This is a genomic window from Luteimonas sp. Soil_N_1 (assembly GCF_057656255.1).
This window is the reverse complement of the sequence record NZ_JBDGKS010000001.1, coordinates 1,917,195-1,935,310: the sequence shown is the minus strand read 5'-3', so window position 1 is coordinate 1,935,310 and position 18,116 is coordinate 1,917,195. Positions and strand designations below refer to the sequence as shown.

Genomic DNA, 18,116 nt, shown 5'->3' with positions numbered 1-18,116 from the left:
GGGTTTCGGGTGGCCGGCAGCATACCCAAATCCCCGCCGGTCTCCGGGTGCAACCCCGTTCCGGGCGCCTGTCCGTTTGCCGGATACATGCCCGCGTGTGCCCGCCAGTTCCACGACACCGCCTCTGCAGGCTTCACGCTCGTGGCGCCAGCACGTACGCTGGACGCCATGTCCGAAGTCGCCAGCCAGCAGGAGCCACCCGGCGACGATGCCCTCATGCAGGCATGGGTCGCGGGTGACGTGGCGGCCTTCGAGACGCTCTATCGCCGGCATCGCGACAAGCTCTACCGGTTTCTCGTCCGCCAGCTGCGCAACGGTGCGCTGGCAGACGAGGTGTTCCAGGACATCTGGCAGCGCGTGATCGCCGCGCGCGACGACTGGAAGCCGGACGCGATGTTCACGACCTGGCTCTACCGCATCGCCCACAATCGCCTCGCCGATCACTGGCGCGCCGCGCAACATCGGCCGCCACCGCCCGAGGATGCGGACCTGCGCACCGCTCGGATCGTCGATCCCGATTCGCCCGAGCGGCAGCGCTCCGAGTTCGAGCAGCGTCGCCAGCTGCAGCTCGCGCTGGAGTCCTTGCCCGAGGAGCAGCGCGAAGTGGTGCTGCTGCGGCTGGAACAGGAGCTGACGCTGGAGGAAATCGGCGAGATCACCGGCGTCGGCCGCGAAACCGTGAAGTCGCGACTCCGCTACGCGATGGACAAACTGCGCACGCTGCTGAACCCATGAACCGACCCGACCACGAATCACTGACGCCCGAAGAACGCATGCTGGCCGACCGCCTGGCACGCGACGGCAGTGCTGCGTCGCCGTCGGCTGCGCTGGACGCGGCGATTCTCGGCGCCGCGCGCGAGGCCGCAGGTGCACCGCCCGTGCAAGCGCAGCCCGCCGTCGCGCATCGACGGGTGGCCGCGCGTCGCCGTCGCTGGCCATTCGCCGCCGGCATCGCCGCATCGCTGGCACTGGCGGTCGGCATCGCGTGGCAGTTGCGTCCAGTGCCTGACACCGGGATGCGTGCTGCGTCCGAGATGCCCGCGGATGCACCCGCGGCAGACATCGCGTCAGCGCCTGAAGTGATGCGGTCCCGCGAGGTCCCGGCACCGCCGCTCGCCGAACCTGCGCCGCCGCCCGCGCAAGCCGTCACCGACGCACCGGCGCCTGCGGCTCCGGCCGCAGACGCAACGCCGGCTGCTGCATCGACACGCAAGGAGACGGTGGCCGCCGAGTCCGCGGACAACGCGTCTTCGGCTTCAGCTGCAGACGTGCAGGCACCGGTCGAGCGACCGACCGCGTTCGGCGCGGAGATGCATCCGGCCGCTGCACCGCCGCCTCCGCCTGCGATCCCCGCCGCCGCCCAAGCGGTGCCCGCACCTCCAGCACCCGCGCCTGTACGCGCACCGCCACCGGCCCCACCCTCGCCGCCCGCCCCCGCACCGATGCAGGCGCCCGCTGAGTCAGCGGCGCGTCGCGCGGCGCCGGCAGCGCCCGCGCCTGCCGCAGCACGCCAGGCACGCGCGGAGTCGCAGGCGCTGATGCTCGACTCGATCGACGACGGTCCCGACGACGGTGATCCGCCCGCGTCGGCCGATGCACCCGAAGTGCGCGCCGCATGGCTGGCGCGCGTGCGCGAACTGCTCGATGCCGGCCGCATCGGCGAGGCCAAGGCCAGCCTGGCCGAGTTCCACCGTCGGCATCCGCAGGCCGAACTGCCGCCGGACCTGCGCGCGTTACTGGACTGATGCCGCTCGATACCCTGGCCGGACCGGTCGATCACACGCTCGAGGTCAAGCACAGCCGCTTCATCGCGCACGCGGCGCCGGTCGACGATGCCGACGGCGCGGCCGCTTTCATGCAGCAGGTGCACGTGGCCGATGCCACCCACAACTGCTGGGCCTGGCGCATCGGTGACCAGTACCGCTCCAGCGACGATGGTGAGCCGGCCGGTACTGCCGGTCGACCGATCCTCGCCGCGATCGATGGCCTGGGCTTCGATCGCATCGCGGTCGTCGTCGTGCGCTGGTACGGCGGCATCAAGCTCGGCGCCGGCGGCCTCGTCCGCGCCTATGGCGGCTGCGCAGCCGAATGTCTGCGCACCGCGCCGCGGGTCGCGCTGGTCGAGATGGCGACGCTGCGGCTGCATGCGCCGTTCGATGCGATCGGCAGCGTGCACGCCGCACTGCCGGGCGCACTCGCAGTCAAACGCGAAGAAACCTTCGACACCCACGGCGTGTCCGTGGTGCTGGACCTGCCGGCCGACCGCGTCGACGACTTGAAAAGCCGTCTGCGCGATGCCACCCGTGATCGGGTCCGCATCGACGACAATGGCTGATGGCATTCCAATCCCCCCGCACGACGCCTGACGCCGGCGAACCCAAGGCACGCATCAGCGTGCTCAAGACCCTGTGGCCGTTCGTGATGCGCCAGCGCGGTCTGTTCACGGCCTGGATGGTCGCGCTCGCGCTGTCGTCGGCGGCGACGCTGAGCCTGCCGCTGGCGGTCAAGCAGATGATCGACCACGGCTTCACCGGTGGCGACCAGATCGACCGCGCGTTCGCGCTGCTGCTGCTCGTCGCGATCGCGCTGGCGGTGTTCACCGCGGCGCGGTTCTTCTTCGTCTCGCTGCTCGGCGAGCGTGTCGTCGCCGATCTGCGCAACCGGCTCTACGGCCATCTGCTCGATCTCGACCAGACCTTCTTCGAGCAGACCCGCAGCGGCGATCTGGTCTCGCGCCTGAGCGCGGACACCGAACTGCTGCGCGCGGTCGTCGGCTCGACGATGTCGGTCGCGTTGCGCAGTACGGTGATGGTGATCGGCAGTGTCGCGATGCTGGTCGTCACCAGCCCGCGGCTCGCGGCGTTCACCCTGATCGGCATTCCGCTGTTCGTGCTGCCGCTGGTGCTGGGCGGCCGCAAGCTGGCGAAGATCTCGCGCCAGAGCCAGGACCGCGTGGCCGATGCCAATGCGCTCGCCAACGAGACGCTGACCGCGATCGGCACAGTGCAGGCGCATGCGCGCGAGCCCTGGGAGCGCGGACGCTTTGGCGATGCGGTCGCACAATCGGTCGCCACCGCGCGCCGGCGCATCGGTCTGCAGTCGATCATCACCGCGGTCGCGATTACGCTGATCTTCGGCGCCGTCGTCGTCGTGTTGTGGTCGGGCGCGCACGACGTCATCGAAGGTCGCATGACCGCCGGCACGCTGGGCCAGTTCGTGCTCTACGCGCTGTTCGGCGCAGGCTCGGTCGGCGCGCTGGCGGAGGTCTGGAACGAGCTGCAACGCGCTGCCGGCGGCATGGGCCGGATCGGCGAACTGCTGGTCGAGCATCCCGGCATCCGCGCACCCGATGCACCGGTCACATTGCCGGCACCGGTCCGCGGCGAGCTGCGCTTCGACGACGTGCGCTTCAATTACCCGTCGCGCCCGGACACGCCAGCGCTGGAGCATTTCAGCCTGCATGTCGCGCCCGGCGAAACCGTCGCGCTGGTCGGGCCGTCAGGCGCCGGCAAGAGCACCGTGTTGTCGCTGCTGCTGCGCTTCCATGATCCGGCCGAGGGTGCGGTCTCGATCGACGGTGTCGACATCCGCGGCCTCGATCCTGCCGCGCTGCGCGACCATCTCGCGCTGGTGCCGCAGTCGCCGACGATCTTCGCCACGAGCGCGCGCGAGAACATCCGCTACGGCCGCCTCGATGCCAGCGATGCCGACATCGAAGCGGCGGCGCGCGCAGCCGAGGCCGATGCCTTCATCCGCGAACTGCCCGACGGTTATGACGCCCAGCTCGGCGAGCGCGGCGCGCGTCTGTCCGGCGGCCAGCAACAGCGCGTCGCGATCGCCCGCGCCCTGTTGCGCGACGCGCCGGTGCTGCTGCTCGACGAAGCGACGTCCGCGCTCGATGCGCAGAGCGAGTTCGCGGTGCAGGAAGCGCTGGCGCGGCTGATGGAAGGCCGCACGACGCTGGTCATCGCGCATCGGCTGGCGACCATCCTCAAGGCCGACCGTATCGTGGTCATGGACCGCGGTCGCATCGTCGCCCAAGGCACGCATGCGGATCTGCTCGCGCAGGGCGGGCTCTACGCGGAGCTGGCGCGGTTGCAGTTCATCGACTGAGGTTGCGCGCGAGTCGCCCTTCGACGGGCCTCGCTTCGCGCTACCCGTTCCGCATAAGCAGTGCCGCGTCGACGGCGTCCACGCCGCGTAGTGATCGCACCGCGTGATCCGCTGCATGCCGCAACATCGCCGGCGCGATGTAGCGGCGATGCACGCCGCTGATCGCGGCCATGTAGAAACGCCCGAACGGATTGCGCGTGCGCACGCGCGTCGCCATCGTGCAGACGACCGCGCCATCGGCCTCGATGCGCACGCCGACGCAGGTGCGGAACATCAGATGTCTGTCGTCGGCGCCGAGGATGACTTCGACGCGGCGCCCGTCGTCACTGCGGCGCTCGGACACCACCGGATGACGGCCGGCGAACTTCAGCGGCGCATCGGGTGACAGCAGCGAGGATGCAGGACATCCGAGTGGCGAGGTGCGCAGGCCCGCGGGCCGCACCAGCACATTGCGCAGCGCCATCAATCGCGACACGCCATCGGGCGGATTCTCGACGAAGCCGGCCAGCAGATGATCCATGACGCGTGCGGGTATCGCGTTGTGGATCTGCGCCGCATCGAGCCGCAGCGCGACCTGGTCCTCGTGTGCGATACGGCCCGGCAGTTGCGATTGCAGCAGCGAATCCGCGTCCACGTCACTCGCGACGACATCGCGCCCGCCGCCATTGTCCGCGCGGAAGCCCGCAGCGGCGCGGCGCTGCGCGACGCCCGCCCGCAGACGCCCCATCGCGCCGCGCACCCCGGCACAGAAGCGCGCGGCGATCGACGCCGGCGGTGCATGCAACGACAGCGCCGTGGTCGCGATCGATGCCGGGTTGCGCCATGCCGCGTCGAGCAGCGCCTGCACGCCGGGCGGCAGCACTTCGGTCAGCGCGGGAATGTCTGCCGTATTGCCGAGCACGCGTGCCTGTGTCGTGGCATCGAGACCGCCGGCGGTCTCATCGGGATGGCAGGACAGCGCGAACAAGGTGGGATGCGGACCGCCCGGACGCGCGGCGATGAACTGGTGCCAGGTGCCGCCGCCGAAGCGTACCGAGAACATGCAATCCGGTGGCACTTCGACCACATGCAATGCATCGAGAAACGCGCGCGGATCGGCATCGAGCTGCGCCTGCGACGCGGTCGAGAACCGCAAATGCGCACCGGCGCTGCCGGACACCGCGGTGAACATGCGGTTGCCGGCGTGGCGATGGAACGGGTGCCCGTTCGCGCCGACGCCGAAGGTGTACAGCGACGAGGGGTCGCCACGCGCGAGGTCCATCGCACCGAGCCGCGTGGACGGCTCGTCCAACGCATCGACGAAAGCCGGATGGGCCTGCTGCCGACGCAAGGCATCGCCGATTGCGACATCCCCCTGCCCCGGCGCGAACTGCGCGATCAGCGTGACTTCGACCGGCAGTCCACCGCAGTGCGACGGCAGACGCACCGACGGAAACGTCGACGACGCACGGATTGCGGTGAAGCCCGCGCGCGCAGTCGACCCCGCCCGCATCGCATCGCCGCTCACCGTATTCAACCCGCACCCACCTTGCGACGCTCCCGCTTGAGCGGACGCCCCACCGGACACACCTCCGCCGCCCACGCAAAAATCGTGTTCGCAAGCCGGTCCGGCACCAGCCGGAAGAACACGAACTGGCCGCGCTTGTCGCGCTCGATCAGACCGGCCTCTTCCAGCACCCGCAGGTGCCCGGACAGTGCCGGCTTGCTGAACTCGAAACGCGCACCGATCTCACCCGCCGTCAGTTCGCCGGCATTGAGGTACGCCAGGATCTGGCGACGCGGCGTCGATGCGAGGGCTTCGAAGACCCGTTCCATGGCGGCATCCAGTTAACTAATTACCTAATTAATTACGCCGTTACAACTGTGGCGTCAAGTCGTTCCGATTCGAGCGGCGCGCAGCTGCGCAGTCCGGCTGTGCCTTGCCGTTTGAGATTGTCGAGCTTCGACTCGCTTATCGCTGTCTTTTCGGCTTCGATCTCCGCACTGGAGCGTTGGCTTCGGCTTCGGCTTCGGCTCTGGTCTTGGCTTACGCGTTTGATCTGAATTGAGCCGTAAAGCGAGCCGAGCATCGCAGGGCGGCGGGGTCGAAGAGCAGCCCATGTCTGAGCGCAGCGAGTTTGGGCTGCGTGCCCCGTCGTCCGAGAAGCGCAGGGGACCGCCGCGGCTGTATCGCGGCGGCTCGCGTCCGGCGAAGACGGTTTTGCTTACTTTTGCCAAGACAAAAGTAAGCCGCGCGACAGCGCGGAAGCCCTGTCCTTGATCTCCGCTTCTGCGATTGATTCTTTTGCTTCGAACATCAAAGTCACAAAGCGACGCGCAAAGAAGCTCGAGCAAGTGCAGGGCTTTCGCCCGCTGCGCGTGCGAGTCCCTTTTGGATGGACCCAAAAGGAACCAAAAGGTCCCTTCGCCGGACGCGAGCCGATGCGATGAAGCCGCATCGGTCCCCTCCGCTCCTCGCCTGACGCGGCACGCAGCCCAAACTCGCTGCGCTCAGACATGGGCTGCTCTTCGGCCACGTCAGGCTCCGGTGCTCGGCTCTCTTTACGGCTCGATTTCAGATCAAGAGCTGGAAGCCAAGGCCAAGGCCAAGCAAAAACCGAAGCCGAAGCAAGGCCTGCGCAAGAGCAAAAAAAGAGGCGCAAGCCCGACTAGCGCGAAGAAGAACCCCCCGGCACCCCGACCCCACCCAAGGCATCCACGAATTCCGTCGCCAGCGCCATCGACCCGAACACCCCCTGCTGCGTGCCACTGAGCACCCGCAACATGTGCCCCCGCCCACCCGGCAGATCCCCCATCGGCCGGAACGCGACATCGCGCGCCTTCGCGATCACGTCTCGCTCGGACTGGAACACCGGCGTCAACCAGCGGCTCCAGAACTGGTAGATCGCCACGTGGCGGCGCCTGACGCGCGCATACGTGGCCAGTGCGTCCGGCAATGCCTGCCCCCGCAACGCATCACGCAAGGCTTCGGCGTCGAGCAGAGCCATGTTGACGCCCTGCCCCAGCTGCGGACTCATCGCGTGCGCGGCGTCGCCGAGCAGCACCCAGCGACCGCGATGCCACTGCGTCAGCGTGACGTCGCGATAGGTCGCGCGTGCGAGGTGTGCGTGCGTCGTCGTGGCACTGAGCAGTCGCGCGGCTTCGGGCCAGATCGCGGTGACCGTGTCGCGCCAGTCATCGAGCGCGGCGGACTGCCAGCCGTCGAAGGCAGCGATCGGCAGGCTCCAGAAGAAGCTCAGGCGCTGTGTCGTATCGCCCGGGCGTGTGCCGACCGGCAGCAGGCCGATCATCCTGCGTGCGGCGACGTAGCGTTGGCGGAGCTCGTTCACATGCGGCCAGTCGTCGGCATCAATCAGACACCACAACGCGCCCCAGGGATACACCGCGTCGCGCCGCACGCCACCGAGCCGGCCACGCAGACGCGAGGCGGCACCGTCGGCGGCGATCACCAGATCGAACGGGCCGTGCCGTCCGCCATCGGCATCGCACAGCCAGCGATCGTCGGTGTCGTCCGGCCCTTCGATGGTGATGCCGGCATGCAGGCGCACGTCGGCGTCGCGTGCCTGGTCGAGGATCGAGAACAGCGCGCCGCGCTGCAGGCCGACGCCGCACAGGCGCGCGTCGAGTGCGGCGTAGCGCATGTCCATGACCGCGCGGCCGCAGGGCGTCTCGCCGTACAGCCGATCGACACGCCCGCCATGCGCGAGCACCTGGTCGAGCAGTCCCATGCGCCACAGCACCTGCAGGCCGGTGGGTTGCAGCAGGAAGCCCGCACCGACCGGGCCCAGCTCGGGCGCACGTTCGAAGACCTCGATGCGATGGCCGTCGCGTGCCAGCAACACCGCTGAGGCCTGACCAGCGGTGCCGTAACCGACGATGGCGATACGCAATGACGTCATGACGGCTCCGCAGCAGGGCGGCCAGCATATCCGGCACGCCGCGACTTCCGGCAGCCGCATGCACTGCAAAAAAAGGGCCGCCCTGTTGCCGGGGCGGCCCTTGTCGATCAGACGACGACGCGGTCAGTGCGCCGGTCGTTCGTCGCCGTCGTGTTCCAGCTGGCGATCACGCTCGCGTGCCGCTTCCAGACGCGGATCCGGCTCGTCGAGTTTGTCGCCCAGCACGCGGCGCACGATGATGAAGAACACCGGGATCAGCAGCAGACCGAGGAAGGTCGCGAACAGCATGCCGCCGATGACGCCGGTGGCCAGTGCGTGACGTGCGCTGGAACCCGCGCCGCTCGACAGCGCCATCGGCGTGACGCCCATGATGAAAGCGAACGAGGTCATCAGGATCGGGCGGAAGCGCAGGTTCGCCGCCTCCACCGTGGCGTCGCGCAGCGTCTTGCCTTCCTTGTACTGCTGCACCGCGAACTCGACGATCAGGATGGCGTTCTTCGCCGCCAGACCGATGACCGTCACCATGCCGATCTTGAAGAAGATGTCGTTCGACAGACCCGGACGCAGCATCGTGAAGACCACCGCGCCGAGGATGCCCAGCGGCACCACCAGCAGCACCGCAACCGGGATCGACCAGCTCTCGTAGAGCGCGGCCAGACACAGGAACACCACGACCACCGACAGCAGCAACAGCAGCGTCGCCGTGTTGCCCGCAATGATCTCCTGGTAGGACATGCCTGCCCAGTCGTAGCCGAAGCCTTCCGGCAGTTCGTTCTCGACGATCTCCTCCATCGCGGCCATTGCCTCACCCGTACTGCGACCGGGTGCCTGCGAACCGACGATGTTGATCGCCGAATAACCGTTGTAGCGCGTCAGCGACGGCGTGCTCGCGCCCCACTCCGGCTTCACCACGGTGCTCAGCGGAATCATCGTCGGCGTACCGTCGGCATTCGTCGACGCCGTGCTCGGCGTGTAGAAGCGGCCGATCGAACCCGGCTCGGTGCGGTACTGCGCATCGGCCTGCATATTGACGCGCTTGATGCGGCCGTCGGACACGTAGTCGTTGACGTAGACCGGCGCCAGCATCAGCTGGATCGCGCCGTAGATGTCGGTCACCGACAGGCCCATCGACTGCGCCTGCACGCGGTCGACGTGCAGCTGCAGCTGTGGCGCGTCTTCCAGCGTGTTCGGGCGCACGCCCTGCAGCACGTCGGTCTTCTGCGCGGCCGCACCCAGCAACTGGTTGCGTGCCTGCTGCAGCGCCGCGTTTCCGGCGCCGGTGCGGTCCTGCAGATACATGTCGAAGCCGCCGAACTGGCCCAGACCCTGCACGGTCGGCAGGTTCACGACGAAGATCGTCGCATCCTGCACGCCCTGCAGCGCGCCGTTGGCCTCGCCGAGGAAGCCGTTGATGTCGACGTCGCGCTCGCCCCAGTCCTTGAGCTTGATGAAGCCCATGCCGACATTCTCGCCCTGGCCGACGAAGCTGAAGCCCGCGACCTGCAGCATCGCCTCGTACGACGGGTTCTGCTCCAGACGTGCACGCACGTCTTCGAACACGGCGTTGGTGCGCTGCAGGGTCGAGCCCGGCGGCAGCTGCACGATCGCCAGCGCATAGCCCTGGTCCTCGTCCGGCACGAAGCTCGACGGCAGCCGGATGTAGAGGAACGCGCAGACCACGCACAGCACCGCGAACACCGCCATCCAGCGCGGCGCATGCTTCACGGCGCTGCCGATGTGGCCGACGTAGGTCGCGTTGACCTTGTCGTAGTACTTGTTGAACGTGCGGACGACGACGTTGTCCTTGCGCTCGCCAGGCGGCGCGTGCTGCTTGAGGAACGTCGCGCAAAGCGCCGGCGTGAAGCCGAGTGCGAGGAACGCCGAGAAGCCCATCGCGACCGCGATCGTGATCGCGAACTGCTTGTAGATTTCGCCCGAGGCGCCGCCCTGCAGCGCGCTCGGAATGAACACCGCGGCCAGCACAACGGTGATCGCGACGACGGCGCCGGTGATCTGGTCCATCGCCTTCATCGTCGCTTCGCGTGGCGGCAGATGTTCCTCCGCCATGATGCGTTCGACGTTCTCGATGACCACGATCGCGTCATCGACCACGATGCCGATCGCCAGCACCATCGCGAACAGTGTCAGCTGGTTGATCGTGTAGCCGAGCATGCTCAAGCCGAGGAACGTGCCGAGCAGCGCGATCGGAATGACCAGCGTGGGGATGATCGTCGCGCGCAGGTTCTGCAGGAACAGCAGCATCACCAGGAACACCAGGATCACCGCCTCGATCAGGGTCTTGATGACCTCCTTGATCGACAGCGTCACGAACGTGGTGGTGTCGTAGGGCTTGAACCACTCGATGCCCTGCGGGAACGACGGCTGCAATTCGTCCATGCGCGCTTCGACCGCACCGGCCACCGTCAGCGCATTCGCGCCCGGCAGCAACTGGATCGCGAACGCACCGGTGGCCTGGCCGTTGTACTTGGTGTCGAAGCCGTAACCGGACGCGCCGATCTCCACGCGCGCGACGTCCTTCAGACGCACGGTCGCGCCGTCGCTGTCGGCACGCAGGATGATGTTCTCGAACTGTTCGGGCGTGCTGAAACGGCCTTCGGCCGATACGGTCGCGGTGAACCCCTGGCCTTCCGGCGCCGGGTCGGAACCGACCGAACCCGCGGCGAACTGCACGTTCTGTCCACGCACCGCGGCCATGACCTGCGTCGCCGACATGCCGTAGCCCTGCAGCTGGTCCGGGTTGAGCCAGATGTTCATGGCGTACTCGGAACCGAACTGCTGGGTGCTGCCGACGCCGGGCACGCGCGCGATCTGTTCGAGCACGCGCGAACCGATCAGATCGTTGAGCTGGTTGCGGGTGACCGTCGTGTCTGCCGAGCGCAGGCCCACGACCATCAGGAAGCCGGCGTTGGCCTTGGCCACGACGACGCCCTGCTGCACCACTTCACTGGGCAGACGCGGCGTGGCCAGCGAGACCTTGTTCTGCACCTGCACCTGCGCGATGTCCGCGTCGGTGCCGGTTTCGAAGGTCAACGTGACGCTGGCGCGGCCGGACGAACTCGACGTCGAACTGAAGTACAGCAGGTTGTCGATACCGGTGAGCTGCTGCTCGATGACCTGTGTGACCGCGCGTTCAGTGGTGTCGGCGCTGGCGCCGGGATAGGTCGCCGAAACGGTGACCTGCGGCGGTGCGACGCTCGGATACGACTCCACGCCCATGTTCAGCAGCGAGATCACGCCCGCGAGCGAGATCAGAATGGAGACGACCCAGGCGAAGACCGGGTGGTTGATGAAAAACTTGGGCATGGCGGATCAGTCCTGCGTGTCGTTCGCAGCGGGCGCCTGACCGGCGGCATCCTGCGCCGGTGCCGCGGCTGCGTCGCCGGGCGTCGCGGGTGCGGCGGCCTCGCCTGCGGGCTGGGCCGCGGGCGCTGCGCCTGCAGCCGCGCCGGGCGCGGCCTGCGCCTGGGCCTGCTCGGGCGTCCACGGCTTGGGCGCGACTACCGCATCGGGACGCGCCTTCGGCACGCCACTGACGATCACGCGGTCACCGGCCACCAGGCCGTCAGTGATGACCCACTGGCCACCTTGCGCGCGATCGGTGCGGACCGACTTGCGGACGACCTTGTCGCCTTCGCCCGCGACCAGCACGTAGGCGGTGTTGGCGTCGCGCAGCACGGCGGCCTGCGGCACCAGGAACACGCCGCTCTGCTGGCCCATGTTCGCGCGCAGCGTCACGTAGACGCCGGGCAGGAGACGACGATCGGGATTGGGCAGCGTCGCGCGCAGCTGGATCGCACCCGAGGCCGGATCGACCACGTCGCCGGAGAAGTCCAGCGTCGCCAGCTGGTCGTGCACCGTGCCGTCGCCGAGGACGATCTCGACCTGGCCGCCACCGGCGTCGCGGTCGAGCGGCAGTGCGCGGATGCGGGCGAACTCGCCGGCGCTCATCGAGAAGTTGATGTACAGCGGATCGATCTGGTCGACGGTGGTCAGCAGCGTGGAATCACCCTGCCCGACCAGCGCGCCTTCGGTGACCTGCTGCTTGCCGGCGCGGCCGGAGATCGGCGCACGCACAGTGGCGTAACCGAGGTTGATCTGCGCGGTCTGGGTCGACGCGCGCGCCGCCTGCAACGCGGCCTCGGCGCTGCGCTCGGCGGCGAGCGCGTTGTCGAGATCCGACTTGGAGATGAAGTTGGTCGGCGCCAGCTGGCGCGCGCGGTCCGCGGCGCTCTTGGCGTTGATCGCATTGGCCTGCGCCTGCGCCTGTGCGCCCTGCGCGGTGCCGAGCGCGGCCTGCAGCTGGGCGGGATCGATGCGGAACAGCACGTCGCCTTCGCTGACGTCGCTGCCTTCCTGGTAGACCCGGCTTTCGAGCACACCCGGCACGCGGGCGCGGACGTCGGCGCTGCGGAACGGTGCCAGACGGCCCACCAGTTCCTGTTCCAGCGCGATGCTCGTGGGCTGGACGGTCAGCACACCGACTTCGGGCGGTGGCGGCGCGGCCTGCTCCTCTTGTGGACCGCAGGCGGAAAGTGCCGCGGCAAGCACGGCAATGGAGAGGAGTCGGCGCATGGGGGAGAGACCTGGGAGAGGTGGGACGGGATTTACTATACCGGCCAGTATAGCTAATTCAGATTGCGGTTCGTACTGTGACGGAAGTCATTGCCGGGATCGCGGGCGCGATGCTGCGTTTCGGACGGTGCGAGCCCGGTGGAAGCGAACCTTGCTCACCGAATGAATCAAGTTCATACTCCGCGCCGCTCCCGATCCATTCAGGTTCAAGATGTCGCCCCTGTCCCCCGCCATCGCACGTCGTGAGCGCGAGGTCGCAGCGCGTGAACGCACGCTGCTCGATACCGCGCAGGCGCAGATCCAGCGCGACGGGCTGCTGTCGTTGCAGATGGCGCGCGTGGCCGAGGAATGCGGCTATGCGATCGGCACGCTGTACAAACATTTCGCCAGCAAGGAAGACCTCCTGGTCGCGCTGGCGACGCGCAACAGCCTCGACCGCGTGGAACTGTTCGAGCGCGCGGCGCACTGGAACGGCCCGACCCGCGAACGCATGCTCGCTGTCGCGCTTGCCGACATGCTGATCCTCCGCGAACAGCCCGAGCATTTCCGCCTCGCCCAGTTCGTCTGGACCGACGTGGTCTGGGGCGCCGCCTCGGACGAAAGCCGGCGTCGTGCGCTCGAGGCCTGCGAGCCGCTGGCCACGCTGATCGACGGCATCGCCGCCGAGGGTCGCGCACGCGGCGAGCTGCCCGCCTCGGTGTTGCCTGTGGGGGCCCTGATGATGGGCCCCTGGACGATGACCGTCGGCATGCATGCGCTGGTGCAGCAGCAGGGCCTGGTCGACACCGCCGTGACCGGCGATCCCTATCGGCTGCTGATCCGCCAGCTGCAGTACCTGTTCAACGGCTACGCCTGGCAACCGATCTTCGACGCCGAGGACGAAGCCGCGCTCGACGCGCTGATCGCCCGCGTCAGCCGTGATGTCTTCGATACCGACTGGTCCAGCATCGCGCCCGACCTGCCGCCTCCCCTTCCTCTTTCCTGACGGAAACCGCCCCATGTCCAGGACCGAAACCCCATCCACCCCGCGCAAACCGCGTCCCCGCCTGCGGATGATCGTGATGCTGATCATCGTCGCCGTCGTCTTCGGCGGCGTCTTTCTGGCCAAGGCCCTGATGGGCAAAGGCATGAACGACTTCTTCGACAACATGCCGCAGCCGCCGGTCGCGATCACGACCTACGACGCCGCGCAGCAGTCGTGGTCGACGCCGCTCGAAGCGGTCGGCACGCTGGTCGCGGTCAACGGCACCGATGTCACGACCGAAGCCGGCGGCGTGGTCCGCAAGCTGTCGTTCGAACCCGGCCAGCCGGTCAAGGCCGGCACCGTCCTGGCCGAACTCAATACCGACAACGAACTCGCGGTGCTGCGCTCCAGCGAAGCGGCGGCGAAGCTCGCGGTCGTGCAGCGCGACCGCTGGCGCGAGCTCGGTGAGACGCAGCTGGTATCGAAGGCGGAGGTCGAGGAACGCGCGACCCAGGCGGCCACGTCGCTCGCCCAGGTCGAAGCGCAGCGCGCCCTGATCGCGCAGAAGACCATCCGCGCACCGTTCGATGGCGTGCTGGGCATCCGCAAGGTCAACCTCGGTCAGTTCCTGTCGCCGGGTACGCCGATCGTCAGCCTGCAGCAGCTCGACCCGATCTTCCTCGACTTCACCCTGCCCGAGCAGCAGCTGCCGCTGGTGCAGACCGGCGCCACGCTGCAGGCCGTCGTCGACTCGCTCCCCGGTGAACAGTTCGAAGGCACGATCACCGCGATCGAGCCCTCGGTCGATGCCGGCACGCGCAACTTCATGGTCCAGGCCACGCTGTCCAACGCTGACGGCAAGCTGCGGCCGGGTGCGTTCGCGCGCGTCGGTCTGGCGGTCGGCGGCGAGCAGGACGTGGTGGTGATTCCGCAGACTGCGGTGACCTTCAATCCCTACGGCAACGCGGTGTACGTGGTGTCCGAGCAGCCGGTCGATCCGGAAGCGCCCAGGGCCGAAGGCGAAGACGCGCAGCAGGGCCCGACCCTGATCGTGCGTCAGCGCTTCATCAAGACCGGCGCGACCCGCGGCGATCTGATCGCGGTCACCGACGGCCTCAAGCCCGGCGAGCGCGTCGCGACCAGCGGCCTGCTCAAGCTGCGCAACGACGCCGTGGTGACGATCAACAACCGCGTGCAGCCGAGCGCGGATGCCGCGCCGACGCCGGAGAACCGGTGAGCGCGCGCCGCTGATCGCGATCGCCGCTGCCTGATCGATGTGTCCGGGCGCCCTGCGCCCGCCCCGCTCCCTGACCCGCGCGACACCGCGCGGGGGAGACCGAGATGAAATTCACCGACATCTTCATCCGCAAACCCGTGCTGGCGATGGTCGTCAGCCTCTTCATCCTGCTGTTCGGCCTGCGCGCGTTTTCCGAACTCAACGTGCGCCAGTACCCCGAGTTGCAGAACGCGGTCGTCAACATCAGCACGACCTACTTCGGCGCCGACGCCGACCTGATCCAGGGCTTCATCACGACGCCGCTGGAACGCGAGGTCGCGAGTGCCGAGGGCATCGACTACCTGACCTCGACCAGTTCGGCCGGCGTCAGCGTGATCCAGGCCTACATCCGCCTGGACTACGACCCGAACGAAGCGCTCACCCAGATCGCGGCCAAGGTCAACAAGCTGCGCAGCGAACTGCCGGCCGAGTCGGAAGATCCGGTCATCGACCTGCAGCAGGGCCAGCAGGTCGCGGCGATGTACGTCTCGTTCGCCAGTGACGCGCTCAACGACAACCAGATCACCGATTACCTGACCCGCGCGGTCGAGCCGAAGATCGCGACGATCCCGGGCGTGCAGCGCGCCGAGATCATGGGCCCGGGTTCGTTCGCGATGCGCGTGTGGCTCAAGCCCGACCGCATGACCGCGCTGGGCGTCACCGCCAGCGACGTCTATACCGCCCTGCAGTCCAACAACGTGCTGTCGGCACTGGGCTCGACCAAGGGCCAGATGGTCTCGGTCGACCTCACCGCGCGCACCGACCTGCGCACGCCCGAGGAATTCCGCGCGCTCGTCGTACGCGAGGCCGATGGCGCGATCGTGCGTCTGGGCGACATCTCCGACGTGGTGCTGGGTTCGGAGAACTACAACTCCTCGGTGCGCATCAATGGCGCAGCCGCAACCTTCATGGGCATCTACGTCTCGCCCGATGCGAACGCGCTCGACGTGATCGCGGAGGTGCGCAAGGCCTGGGACGCGGAGATCGTGCCGCAGCTGCCCGAAGGCATCGAGGCGACGATCCCCTACGACAGCACCGAGTCGATCCAGGACGGCATCAACGAGGTCATCCGCACGATCATCGAGGCGGTGATCATCGTGATCGTGGTGATCTACCTGTTCCTCGGCTCGTTCCGCAGCGTGCTGATTCCGGCGGTCACGGTGCCGCTGTCGCTGGTCGGTGCGCTGTTCCTGATGCTGCTGATGGGCTTCACGATCAACCTGCTGACGCTGCTGGCGATGGTGCTGGCGATCGGCATCGTGGTCGACGACGCGATCATCGTGCTGGAGAACATCCACCGCCACATCGAAGAAGGCATGACGCCCTTTGATGCGTCGATCCGCGGTGCGCGCGAACTGGCGTGGCCAGTGGTCGCGATGACCACGACGCTGATCGCGGTGTACCTGCCGATCGGCTTCCAGGGCGGTCTGACCGGCGTGCTGTTCACCGAGTTCGCGTTCACCCTCGCGGGCGCGGTGTTCCTGTCGGGCATCATCGCGCTGACGCTCACGCCGATGATGTGCGCCAAGATCCTCAAGCCCCACGGCGAGCAGAGCAAGAGCCGGCTGGAGAAGTGGCTCGACCGCCGCTTCGACTCGCTGCAGCAGGGCTACCAGCGCAAGCTGCACGGTGCGCTGCAGACGCGCGCGGTGATCCTGACCTTCGGCGGCATCGTGCTGGTGTCGTGCGTGTTCCTCTACATCGGCGCGCCCAAGGAACCGGCCCCGCCGGAAGACGAAGGCTTCGTGTTCGCGATCGGCAGCGCCGATGCGGCCAGTACGCTCGACTACGTCGAGGGCTACACCGAAGAGATGACCGCGGTCGTCGAGCAGATTCCGGAGATCAACGACTTCTTCCTGTTCAACGGCGGCTTCGGCGGCATGGGTGGCAGCAACAGTGCGATGGGCGGCTTCGTCATGAAGCCGTGGAGCCAGCGCGACCGCTCCACCAACCAGATCCTGCAGCAGGACCTGCAGCCCAGGCTCGCCGAGATCACCGGCCTGAACATCTTCGCGCTGGTACCGCCGTCTTTGCCGTCGGCCGGCGGCGATGGCGGCGGCGAGTTCCTGATCGGCGGTATCGGTTCGCTGGAACAGCTGTCGGAGATCGCCGACGAAGTCGTCGCGCGTGCACAGGCGAGCAGTCGCTTCATCTTCCTCGACAAGGATCTGAAGATCGACAAGCCGCGCGTGGAGGTGCAGATCGACCGCGACAAGGCGGCGCTGCTCGGCATCGACATGCGCACCCTCGCGGCCGACATGAGCGCGTTGCTGGCGGGCGGTTACGTCAACCGCTTCGCGATGGAGAACCGCTCGTATCGCGTGATCCCGCAGGTGCAGCGCAGCGACCGGCTCAACGCCGAACAGCTGGGCAACTACTACACCCGCACCCGCGACGGCGATCTGATTCCGCTGTCGACGGTGATCTCGTTCAAGGAGAGCGCGCAACCGCAGTCGCTCAAGCGCTTCCAGCAGCTCAACGCCGTGGGCATCACCTTCGCGCCGCGTCCCGGTGTGACCAAGGGCGAGGCGCTGCGCGTGCTCGACGAGATCGCTGCCGACGTGCTGCCGCAGGGCTACAGCGTCGATTACGCCGGCGAGTCGCGGCAGTTCAAGCAGGAAGGCACGACGATGCTGATCACCCTCGCCTTCGCGCTGGTGATCATCTTCCTGGTGCTGGCCGCGCAGTTCGAGAGCTTCCGCGATGCGGTGATCATGCTGGCCACGGTGCCGATGGCGATCAGTGGCGCGCTGCTGGTGCTCAACGCGCTGGCGCTGCTGTCAGGCGTGCTGCAGTTCGCCGGCATCGAGGCCTTCCCCGGCATGTCGATCAACATCTACACGCAGGTGGGCCTGGTGACGCTGGTCGGCGTGATCTCCAAGCACGGCATCCTGATCGTGGAGTTCGCGAACAAGCTGCAGGTCAACGAAGGCGTGTCGAAGGCCGAGGCCATCGAACGCGCCGCTGCGATCCGTCTGCGCCCGGTGCTGATGACGACCGCCGCGCTGGTGTTCGCGATGGTGCCGCTGCTGATCGCCAGCGGCCCCGGTGCGGCCGCCCGCTTCTCGATGGGTCTGGTGATCGCCGCCGGCATGTCGATCGGCACCGCGTTCACGCTGTTCGTGCTGCCGGCGTTCTATCTGCTGCTGGCCCGCGACCACAGCCATGACCGCGAGGCCGTCGAGGCACGCCGCACGGAAGACGGCCGCGACGCCGACGACCTGTCGCCGACGCCACAGGGACACTGAGTCCGACGTGGCCGCATGACCGG

General features: G+C 68.0%; 13 protein-coding genes. 7 read left to right on the top strand and 6 right to left on the bottom strand.

Annotated elements, in window-relative coordinates:
• Positions 1-168 precede the first annotated feature (168 nt).
• Genes AC3A4E_RS08950 through AC3A4E_RS08935 form a run of 4 tightly spaced genes read left to right on the top strand, consistent with a single transcriptional unit; the run spans position 169 to position 4,113 of the window.
• Complete coding sequence (locus tag AC3A4E_RS08950) at positions 169-735, top strand: RNA polymerase sigma factor (protein ID WP_487631136.1); 567 nt, start codon at positions 169-171, stop codon at positions 733-735.
• Positions 732-1,745 (top strand): hypothetical protein, encoded by a 1,014-nt coding sequence (locus AC3A4E_RS08945; RefSeq protein WP_487631135.1) that lies wholly within the window; start codon positions 732-734, stop codon positions 1,743-1,745. The genes AC3A4E_RS08950 and AC3A4E_RS08945 overlap by 4 nt, the downstream gene beginning before the upstream one ends.
• Complete coding sequence (locus AC3A4E_RS08940; protein WP_487631134.1) at positions 1,745-2,335, top strand: IMPACT family protein; 591 nt, start codon at positions 1,745-1,747, stop codon at positions 2,333-2,335. Before AC3A4E_RS08945 ends, AC3A4E_RS08940 begins: the two co-directional genes overlap by 1 nt.
• Positions 2,335-4,113, top strand: a complete 1,779-nt coding sequence (locus tag AC3A4E_RS08935; RefSeq protein WP_487631133.1) for an ABC transporter transmembrane domain-containing protein — start codon at positions 2,335-2,337, stop codon at positions 4,111-4,113. The genes AC3A4E_RS08940 and AC3A4E_RS08935 overlap by 1 nt, the downstream gene beginning before the upstream one ends.
• Positions 4,114-4,153: 40 nt before the next feature.
• Here the strand turns inward: AC3A4E_RS08935 and AC3A4E_RS08930 are convergent, their stop codons facing one another.
• The 6 genes from AC3A4E_RS08930 to AC3A4E_RS08905 form a co-directional block, all read right to left on the bottom strand.
• Complete coding sequence (locus tag AC3A4E_RS08930) at positions 4,154-5,620, bottom strand: DUF2867 domain-containing protein (RefSeq protein ID WP_487632044.1); 1,467 nt, start codon at positions 5,618-5,620, stop codon at positions 4,154-4,156.
• A gap of 5 nt (positions 5,621-5,625) precedes the next feature.
• On the bottom strand, positions 5,626-5,928 hold the full coding sequence (locus tag AC3A4E_RS08925; protein ID WP_487631132.1) for a metalloregulator ArsR/SmtB family transcription factor: 303 nt from the start codon (positions 5,926-5,928) through the stop codon (positions 5,626-5,628).
• A 389-nt stretch (positions 5,929-6,317) separates the two neighbouring features.
• Positions 6,318-6,629, bottom strand: a complete 312-nt coding sequence (locus AC3A4E_RS08920) for a hypothetical protein (RefSeq protein WP_487631131.1) — start codon at positions 6,627-6,629, stop codon at positions 6,318-6,320.
• Between the two features lie 132 nt (positions 6,630-6,761).
• On the bottom strand, positions 6,762-8,012 hold the full coding sequence (locus tag AC3A4E_RS08915; protein WP_487631130.1) for an FAD-dependent oxidoreductase: 1,251 nt from the start codon (positions 8,010-8,012) through the stop codon (positions 6,762-6,764).
• A 123-nt stretch (positions 8,013-8,135) separates the two neighbouring features.
• The gene (locus tag AC3A4E_RS08910; protein ID WP_487631129.1) at positions 8,136-11,336 is read right to left on the bottom strand and encodes a multidrug efflux RND transporter permease subunit; all 3,201 of its coding nucleotides are present in this window, start codon (positions 11,334-11,336) and stop codon (positions 8,136-8,138) included.
• A gap of 6 nt (positions 11,337-11,342) precedes the next feature.
• Positions 11,343-12,605 carry an efflux RND transporter periplasmic adaptor subunit gene (locus AC3A4E_RS08905; RefSeq protein ID WP_487631128.1) on the bottom strand — a complete coding sequence of 421 codons (1,263 nt, stop codon included), beginning with the start codon at positions 12,603-12,605 and terminating at the stop codon, positions 11,343-11,345.
• Between the two features lie 211 nt (positions 12,606-12,816).
• Here AC3A4E_RS08905 and AC3A4E_RS08900 point away from each other — a divergent pair, with 211 nt between their 5' ends.
• The 3 genes from AC3A4E_RS08900 (at position 12,817) to AC3A4E_RS08890 (ending at position 18,093) form a co-directional block, all read left to right on the top strand.
• The gene (locus AC3A4E_RS08900) at positions 12,817-13,590 is read left to right on the top strand and encodes a TetR/AcrR family transcriptional regulator (protein ID WP_487631127.1); all 774 of its coding nucleotides are present in this window, start codon (positions 12,817-12,819) and stop codon (positions 13,588-13,590) included.
• 13 nt (positions 13,591-13,603) lie between these two features.
• Complete coding sequence (locus AC3A4E_RS08895; protein WP_487631126.1) at positions 13,604-14,806, top strand: efflux RND transporter periplasmic adaptor subunit; 1,203 nt, start codon at positions 13,604-13,606, stop codon at positions 14,804-14,806.
• Between the two features lie 104 nt (positions 14,807-14,910).
• On the top strand, positions 14,911-18,093 hold the full coding sequence (locus AC3A4E_RS08890) for an efflux RND transporter permease subunit (protein ID WP_487631125.1): 3,183 nt from the start codon (positions 14,911-14,913) through the stop codon (positions 18,091-18,093).
• Positions 18,094-18,116: the final 23 nt, after the last annotated feature.